6 protein-coding genes and 3 pseudogenes are annotated in these 7,453 nt (G+C 45.8%); 5 read left to right on the top strand and 4 right to left on the bottom strand.

All coding sequences use genetic code 11. The features are described from left to right. Positions 1 to 431: 431 nt before the first annotated feature. A pseudogene (locus RRF55_RS26630) lies at positions 432 to 905 on the bottom strand (hypothetical protein); the annotation flags it as partial. Position 906: 1 nt separating this feature from the next. On the opposite strand from RRF55_RS26630, the pseudogene RRF55_RS26625 reads away from it, so the two are divergent. Then, positions 907 to 1,375 (top strand): annotated as a pseudogene (locus tag RRF55_RS26625) (IS3 family transposase); the annotation flags it as partial. Positions 1,376 to 1,539: 164 nt separating this feature from the next. On the opposite strand, the pseudogene RRF55_RS26620 reads toward RRF55_RS26625, so the two are convergent. The 3 genes and pseudogenes from RRF55_RS26620 to RRF55_RS26610 all read right to left on the bottom strand — a co-directional run. Further along, positions 1,540 to 2,985 (bottom strand): annotated as a pseudogene (locus tag RRF55_RS26620) (IS3-like element ISKpn38 family transposase); the annotation flags it as partial. 27 nt (positions 2,986 to 3,012) lie between these two features. Then, positions 3,013 to 3,522 carry a hypothetical protein gene (locus tag RRF55_RS26615; protein ID WP_045372388.1) on the bottom strand — a complete coding sequence of 170 codons (510 nt, stop codon included), beginning with the start codon at positions 3,520 to 3,522 and terminating at the stop codon, positions 3,013 to 3,015. Between the two features lie 312 nt (positions 3,523 to 3,834). Then, entirely contained in the window at positions 3,835 to 4,470 is a 636-nt protein-coding gene (locus tag RRF55_RS26610; protein ID WP_223171879.1) for a hypothetical protein, read from the bottom strand. Between the two features lie 419 nt (positions 4,471 to 4,889). On the opposite strand from RRF55_RS26610, the gene mobI reads away from it, so the two are divergent. From mobI to RRF55_RS26590, 4 genes are all read left to right on the top strand, one after another. Beyond that, positions 4,890 to 5,531 carry a conjugative transfer protein MobI(A/C) gene (mobI, locus tag RRF55_RS26605; RefSeq protein ID WP_223171881.1) on the top strand — a complete coding sequence of 214 codons (642 nt, stop codon included), beginning with the start codon at positions 4,890 to 4,892 and terminating at the stop codon, positions 5,529 to 5,531. Next, a complete protein-coding gene (locus tag RRF55_RS26600) occupies positions 5,531 to 6,319 on the top strand; it encodes a hypothetical protein (protein ID WP_439419186.1) in 789 nt (262 codons plus the stop codon). Before mobI ends, RRF55_RS26600 begins: the two co-directional genes overlap by 1 nt. 13 nt (positions 6,320 to 6,332) lie before the next feature. Beyond that, the gene (locus RRF55_RS26595; RefSeq protein ID WP_048292264.1) at positions 6,333 to 6,716 is read left to right on the top strand and encodes a hypothetical protein; all 384 of its coding nucleotides are present in this window, start codon (positions 6,333 to 6,335) and stop codon (positions 6,714 to 6,716) included. A 1-nt stretch (position 6,717) separates the two neighbouring features. Continuing rightward, positions 6,718 to 7,453: IS5 family transposase (locus RRF55_RS26590; RefSeq protein ID WP_219400985.1), on the top strand; the 736-nt coding region annotated here is incomplete at its 3' end.

Below are 7,453 nucleotides of genomic sequence, written 5' to 3'. Positions count from 1 at the left end.
AACACAACCCGCTACGGGGGAGACTTACCCGAAATCTGATTTATTCAACAAAGCCTTAAAAGAGCTTAGGGATATGATCTTATATCCCTACCAAATAATTTCCACTTCCAATGTAGGTAGTACAAATCTTAAACACTTATTCCAGTGACGTTCGTCGCCATAAGTGAAGTCGTGAACCTGGTGCATGAACGCGATCCCTTTCTCGCACTCGGCCACGATTGCATGGATGACGTTCATCTCTTTGCTGTGGTCGATACCGGTGTTCGAAGCAAAAGACTCAAGGACAGAAAGCGCTGTACTCATAATTTCACAATATAAACAATTTGTTTTCTTATTTGTTTTATTATCTCAAACAAGAAAAGGCGTAAAAGATCTATACAGAGGGCTACGGAGGAGGGGAAGGGGGCTCTCGCCCCCTTGCTATTTCAGGTTCAGTGGCTGACTTGCTGCATCTTGTGCGGCTGGTCATTTAGATCGTGGCAGTGGGCAAGTTCTCGCATCATATCTTCGATACGGCTCTTCGCTTCATCCATATTATCCGCCATCGCACCAAGTAGCTGGCGAATAGCAGCGGGATGTTCATCGCCGGTTAGCTCTGGCATTTTGAAACCGTTATGGGTTGCCATTAGTTTAAAGGCGGTAATTAACATGCCTAAAGAAGACTTAAGGCTGGCGATCTCCCGCTCTTTGCTTTCAATGCCCATATTGTCTCCGGAGAGCTCTGGCGCCGGCACGCATTTTGGCTCGCTCATCATGTCCAGAGTTGCCTGGAGTTTATTGGCACGTTCTTGCTCTTCCACATAAGCCCCGCCAAAGTGACGGGCAAGCATCAGGATTTTCATTGGTTCGTCAAATAAGTCCATGACCTGGACGATGGCCATGATGCGTTCCAGAGGAGGAGCGTCACTCAGGACCCACGAAGGCTGGCTGTATCTTGCTGTGGTTGTTGATCTATTCTCACGCAAAATTATCGGCTGGTCAATACAATCCCGGATGACAAAGGACATTGTCCTGAATGCACTGCTGATGGCTGTATGGCGGCGTAATCCCCAAAAACAGGTGCTGGTTCACTCGGACCAGGGCAGTCAATACACAAGCCATGAGTGGCAGTCGTTCCTGAAATCACAAGGCCTGGAGGGGGAGCATGAGCCGTCGCGGTAACTGTCACGATAATGCGGTTGCAGAAAGCTTTCTACAGTTGCTGAAACGCGAACGGATAAAGAAAAAGATCTACGGAACGCGGGAAGAAGCCCGCAGCGATATCTTTGGTTACATCGAAATGTTTTATAACAGTAAGCGTCGGCATGGTTCGAGCAATCAGATGTCACCGACAGAATATGAAAACCAGTATTATCAACGACTCGGAAGTGTCTAGATTATCCGTGGCGATTCAACATGCTGATTTCAGTGGTTGCACCAAAAAACCATGAAGTAAAATACTCATGGAGGCTATTTAACATAACAATGATTACACGCACCAATTTTGTTAGAACCATTTGGTAATGTCACTTTTGGGGCTGCGGATGTTTTCCTGGACTGTTATGTTGTGATCCCAAGATGCTGCCGGTACTTCACAGGACTCATTGCACCTAATGATAGCTTGATACGTTTCTCATTATACCAGCGTATGTACCTGTCCAGGAAGCAGATAAATTTTTCCAGCGTGATACCCGCCCAGTCTCTGCCATAGAACATTTCGTTTTTGATACGCCCGAAGAAGCCTTCACACGCAGCATTATCCGACGAGCATCCTTTGCGCGACATGGACCTTATAAGTCCGGAGGTGTTGATACGCTCGAGCCAGCCCGGCCACCGGTAATGGCCACCACGATCGCTGTGTATCACCGGTTTATCATGTTCGCTGAGCGTATCGAGTGCGTCATCGAGCATCGTATTCACCTGCGTCGCGTCCGGGCGTGTTCCTATCGACCAGCTTACAACCTGGCCATCAAAGCAGTCGATAACCGGCGACAGATAGACTTTTCCAGCCGGAAGCTGGAACTCCGTAATATCGGTCAGCCACTTCTCATTTGGCCTGCAGGAACTAAAATCCCGGGCGAGTAAATTTTCCGGTGCCGGACCGATTTCGCCACAGTAAGAGTTATATCGTCGTCGCCTGGTGCGCTTAACAACGAGCTGCTCTTCTGCCATCAGTCTGCGGACAACCTTTTCAGAAATAACTCTGTTGTTACTGCGAAGCATCGCGTGAAGGCGCCGGTAGCCGTAACAGCGGTAATTCTCCTCAAAGATATCGGCCATGATCACGCGTATTTCCGCATACTTATCGTACAGACGTTTGCTGGCTTTGTGGTAAAAATAACAGCTGCGGGCAAGTTGCAGAACGCTTAGCAACTCAGCAACGGGGTACTTTTTCTTAAGGGCATCAACTATCAGGGTTTTCTCCCTGTTTTTCAGTTTCAGAAAGGTGACGCCCAGATCTTTTTTTATCAGTTCATTCGCCTTTGTCAGTATGTCACGTTCGAGCTGCAGCTGATGAACCTGCTTCCTGAGACACCGGATTTTACCGAGTAAAGCATCCTGATTTTTATCCTGAGGGGCTGCCTTTCGTTTGCGCATGGATTGATAAGTCTCGTCACTGATAAGGTCTTTCTTCCATTTGTACAGGACCGGGACGCTGACGCCTATGCTTTGTGCAACTTTACGCGCGGTTTCACGTCGGTTACAGAGCTCCCGGACGGCCTGAGACCTCTATTCCGGGCTGAAGCATTTGCTTGTGCCTGAGCGAATGACCAGGGGACGCGCATTTGGATAAAACTCTTCAATCCAGCGCTTTAGAATTTCGTTACTGGGGTAGCCGATGGCTCGGCGAGTGTACGACAGGCAACCACCGTGAGTAAGATAATGCTCAACAGCAGCAATTTTCTGTGTACGTGAATAGCGTTCTCTTGGTTTTAATTCCCTGGGTAAATCGCCCTTCTCTTCATAAATCCGAACCCAACGGCCCAGCTGTTTTGTGGAAGGATATCTGGGGAGACTTACCCGAAATCTGATTTATTCAACAAAGCCACGCATAATAGCAACTTTGCATTTTTTTGCGCTACATGTCGGGCAGGAATCATACCTGTCCGGCGCATGTATGAAGGGCTTTTTACATACCAGGCAATAGTCTTTATAGTCAGCTTCCGACATCCCGTTGAGAACTTCGACAATCCTGTTGACCTTGAGCGGGTAGTATTCCGGCGTATATCCCGTGTTAATTAACAAATCAACAAGTGCATTAAAATCCATTTCTCTGGTTGATTCTGTAGGATTTTGAGTGTCATATCCGAAAATATGAATAGAATTGTTTACAACGACATTTGACAGCAACATGGCGGATTTTTCACCGAGCCATTTACCTACCCCTTTTCTTGTATTTATCCCTTTGGGGTACTCCAGGCTGTCGGCAACTTTACGACCATACAAATGTGTTATGGTATATTTATTGGCATCAAATTCTATTAACTTTATGGCACTTGCCAGGCTATTTAGCTGGCTTACCTCGCTCTTTTTAAAGCCCATTATCCGCATTCTCCTTAACGTGTACCTGGTCCGGTTCTTTCGACCGGCAGGAAAAACCACTTCATGTTTTCAGAAAAGTTACTTTTCAGCGAAGCACGCTCGGTTCCTGTTATTCACCAACATGAATGAACCGTAATCAGGTTACCATATCAATGAGTGAAGCTAGTTAACTTTTATAGCATCCAGAAACCGCTAAAATAACTTTAGCTTCTCATATGAATCTTTAAGAGCAAATTCAACTCGTAAGTTTTACATATTTTCCTTTGGGATGAAACCTTCCAGAACATCAGCCATAATCTCGTAACCCCATGCTTATACTTTGTGATCACGTCGTCCGGCATCATAGGTTATAAACCGGGGAAAGAGAACCACATTTGTCACCTCAACAAAGGCGGATATCTCTGTATCGAGGAGCATCTGAAAAGCGTCATTAGACAGAGCCAAATAAGCCCTGACATAAGCCGGTTTAAATCTGGCCAGATTCCATAGATTGACCAGGAAATTCATCTGTATAGAGACGATGTTTTTCCTGAATAACTCAAGGTCGACGGGTTTATAAACATACTGCTTCCCGCTCAATAATTCGCATGGCTCATTTGGTTTCATCTCGGTACTGTCAAAAGGTCTGCCGTACGTTTCAAACTTCAGTAACTGAGAGTCATCCAGGATTAATTTTATTAACTCACCCCATAAAACAGGCTTCCCGTTGACACGGGGAACTAGCAGGCTACCTGGTCTGGCTTCTGACAGGGCAATTCTATTTAGACGCGCATCAGTGGCGGGATGGAAAAAACGCTCCAGCAGGTTCTCCGGTATATAGCGGTAGTCCGACGCGAGATCACGAGGCAACACACTGAGTAGTTTTTTCTGACTACGTATCAACTGCAACTCCGAGCGGAGAAACGCCTTAATGACCGTGTCAGTCTGTACGTTGGGTTGTACGTCCATACGCTCTCCAGAGTACTTTTAAATCGCGCTACATACGGTTACTTAAGGGCTGTTATTATATCAAAGCCATCTTAGAGATACTACCCAAAAAAAACAAGTACTAATATTATTAGATACTAAATTATAAAAAATCACTGTCCTTTTACCTTGTACTGGTACTTATAACATTAGGCACTTTTTATAGAAGCTGCACAGTTTCGCTCGGTTTCATTAGTACCTTTTCATCAAAAAAGTACTAATGAGGATAGATTTTCATTAGTACTTTTTCCTGTGAAAGGTACTAATGGCAGGACTGGAATCCTACACTTTCATTAGTACTTTTTTTGCAAATAGTTACTTATGTATAAGGGTACCTATTACTGGTTAGCAAAAAAGTTACTTTTTCCATCTCCAAGTTTGCGTGAAGTGGTTTTCCGGGGATGGATCGCACACCGTGCGGGCCACAGGCAGAGGTTGTTGGACGTGCTCACAAAAAAGTTACTTTTTTTAGCCGACGGCATGAGCACAAAAAAATTTTAAAAAAAAATGCAAACGCCCTTGTTAGTTCAGAAAAATCTGTTTGGATTCCTGTAGTCTGTGTTGCTGGAGGAGTTGATATGAACCCGATAATTACGGCACATCAGGAAATCGTTATCGAGAACTCGGTTCGCTATATCGAGTTACTGAAATCGGAGGCTTCTAAAATTCTGGATGAATACTGGGAGGCCTGGAAGGCACGAAACCAACTGATATCCCAGACCACGTATGCAAACGGGGGAAGGTTTATACCTGGTCGTTTTGCTCCTGTGCTGAGAAAGGTTGGATCGTCGCAAAAACTGACAATTGTATGGAAAGATTTTTCGCCTAGGTTCAAAAACAAAATTGAACATCATGGCGTGGTTGTTAAACCTAAACTCGGAGGATACAGCGTTAGTTGTTTTAAAAATGCTCTGGACTGGGAACTGGAGATGATCCAGGAAACAGAAAACAAAATTAAACCAATCCGTGATCTCCTCGCGGAATTCCATCAACGAAAACTGGCCGACATCAAAAGACTGGAAAAACTGAAGAGGTTAATATAATGGCTGACAACGCATCCCCAAAAACTGAACCGCGCAATCAACAAAACACTGGCAATAACCGACCGTTAGGGATGGTCATTTCAAAACTAAAGCCACTTTCAAGTGAGTTCTATACGCACTTTCATGAAAAAAACAGAGCCTGCCTGCGCCAGTTTAACGCCATCTCCAATGCCATTTATAATATTTTCCGCCTGGTAGAAGGTGACCAGGCGACAAGCACTAAAGTTCAGAAATGGCTCTCCGGTATTTACGAAGAACTGTCGGGTAATGTAAATACCTTCAAAGAGCAGATTGACAAAAATGTCGCCCGACTGCCTCTGGATGATTCTTCATTCGAAGGGTTCGACTATGGTGAATTTGAAATTCGCTGGAACCACCCAATGACCTATAAATTGCTGGATATTATCCAGACCATCAACGTCCTGACTCGTCAGGCACATCAGTTGTGGTTATACGGTCAGATATCACAACAGGTTCATGACCGAATTATCCTGCAACTCCTGAGCTCACTGCGGGTTGCGATGGACAACATAACTAAAATACTGAACGCTGAAAACCGCGTGAATGGAAAATACGACGCATTGCCATTCATTCAGAACATTAAGCGGTTTAAATCGGTGGAACTTTATATTGCCAGTCTCGAAACTAAAGCCCCTGTTCAGTCCGGTCACAGTGACAATTCTGCTGATGCTGGCAGTGAGCCGACATTAAAACCAGAAGCAGCAGCTGGCACCGGTAAACCATCTGACAAAACACAGCCTTCTGCTACTCCTGTTTCGGTACAATAACTCACAGGTTGATATGAGTATTATATCCAGGATTTTTTTAAAAATTAGGGTCGCCCTCTTCGGAGGGCCTGACCACGATATTGTTTTTTATACAGATGATGAGTACGATATCCCGCACACGCTTAACAAGGATGTGCAAAGCTATCTTGATTGTCCAAGTAAGCCTGCGGGTATAACACTCTTTTCAGAGCGTGAGATTCTATCTGTACATGCTAACCGGTTACAGGAAATTAATATGTATATCGGTTTGCCAAATTCAGACCTGAGTGAGGAGGCCTATACCTTCACTAATCTGGTCATTAAGCCATTGATGGAATATACACGCTGGATACATCTTTTACCTGCGTCGGCTTTGTTGAATAAATCGGCTTTGTTGAATAAATCGAACTTTTGCTGAGTTGAAGGATCAGATCACGCATCCTCCCGACAACACAGACCATTCCGTGGCAAAGCAAAAGTTCAGAATCACCAACTGGTCCACCTACAACAAAGCTCTCATCAACCGTGGCTCCCTCACTTTCTGGCTGGATGATGAGGCGATTCAGGCCTGGTATGAGTCGGCAACGCCTTCATCACGAGGAAGGCCCCAGCGCTATTCTGATCTCGCCATCACCACCGTTCTGGTGATTAAACGCGTATTCCGGCTGACCCTGCGGGCTGCGCAGGGTTTTATTGATTCCATTTTTGCCCTGATGAACGTTCCGTTGCGCTGCCCGGATTACACCAGTGTCAGTAAGCGGGCAAAGTCGGTTAATGTCAGTTTCAAAACGTCCACCCGGGGTGAAATCGCACACCTGGTGATTGATTCCACCGGGCTGAAGGTCTTTGGTGAAGGCGAATGGAAAGTCAGAAAGCATGGCAAAGAGCGCCGTCGTATCTGGCGAAAGTTGCATCTTGCTGTTGACAGCAACACACATGAAGTTGTCTGTGCAGACCTGTCGCTGAATAACGTCACGGACTCAGAAGCCTTCCCGGGCCTTATCCGGCAGACTCACAGAAAAATCAGGGCAGCCGCGGCAGACGGGGCTTACGATACCCGGCTCTGTCACGATGAACTGCGCCGCAAAAAAATCAGCGCGCTTATTCCTCCCCGAAAAGGAGCAGGTTACTGGCCCGGTGAGTACGCAGACCGCA

The sequence above is a fragment of the Klebsiella sp. K47 genome, from assembly GCF_051858335.1.
Lineage (GTDB): Bacteria > Pseudomonadota > Gammaproteobacteria > Enterobacterales > Enterobacteriaceae > Klebsiella > Klebsiella pneumoniae.
This window is presented reverse-complemented; position numbering and strand designations above follow the sequence as displayed.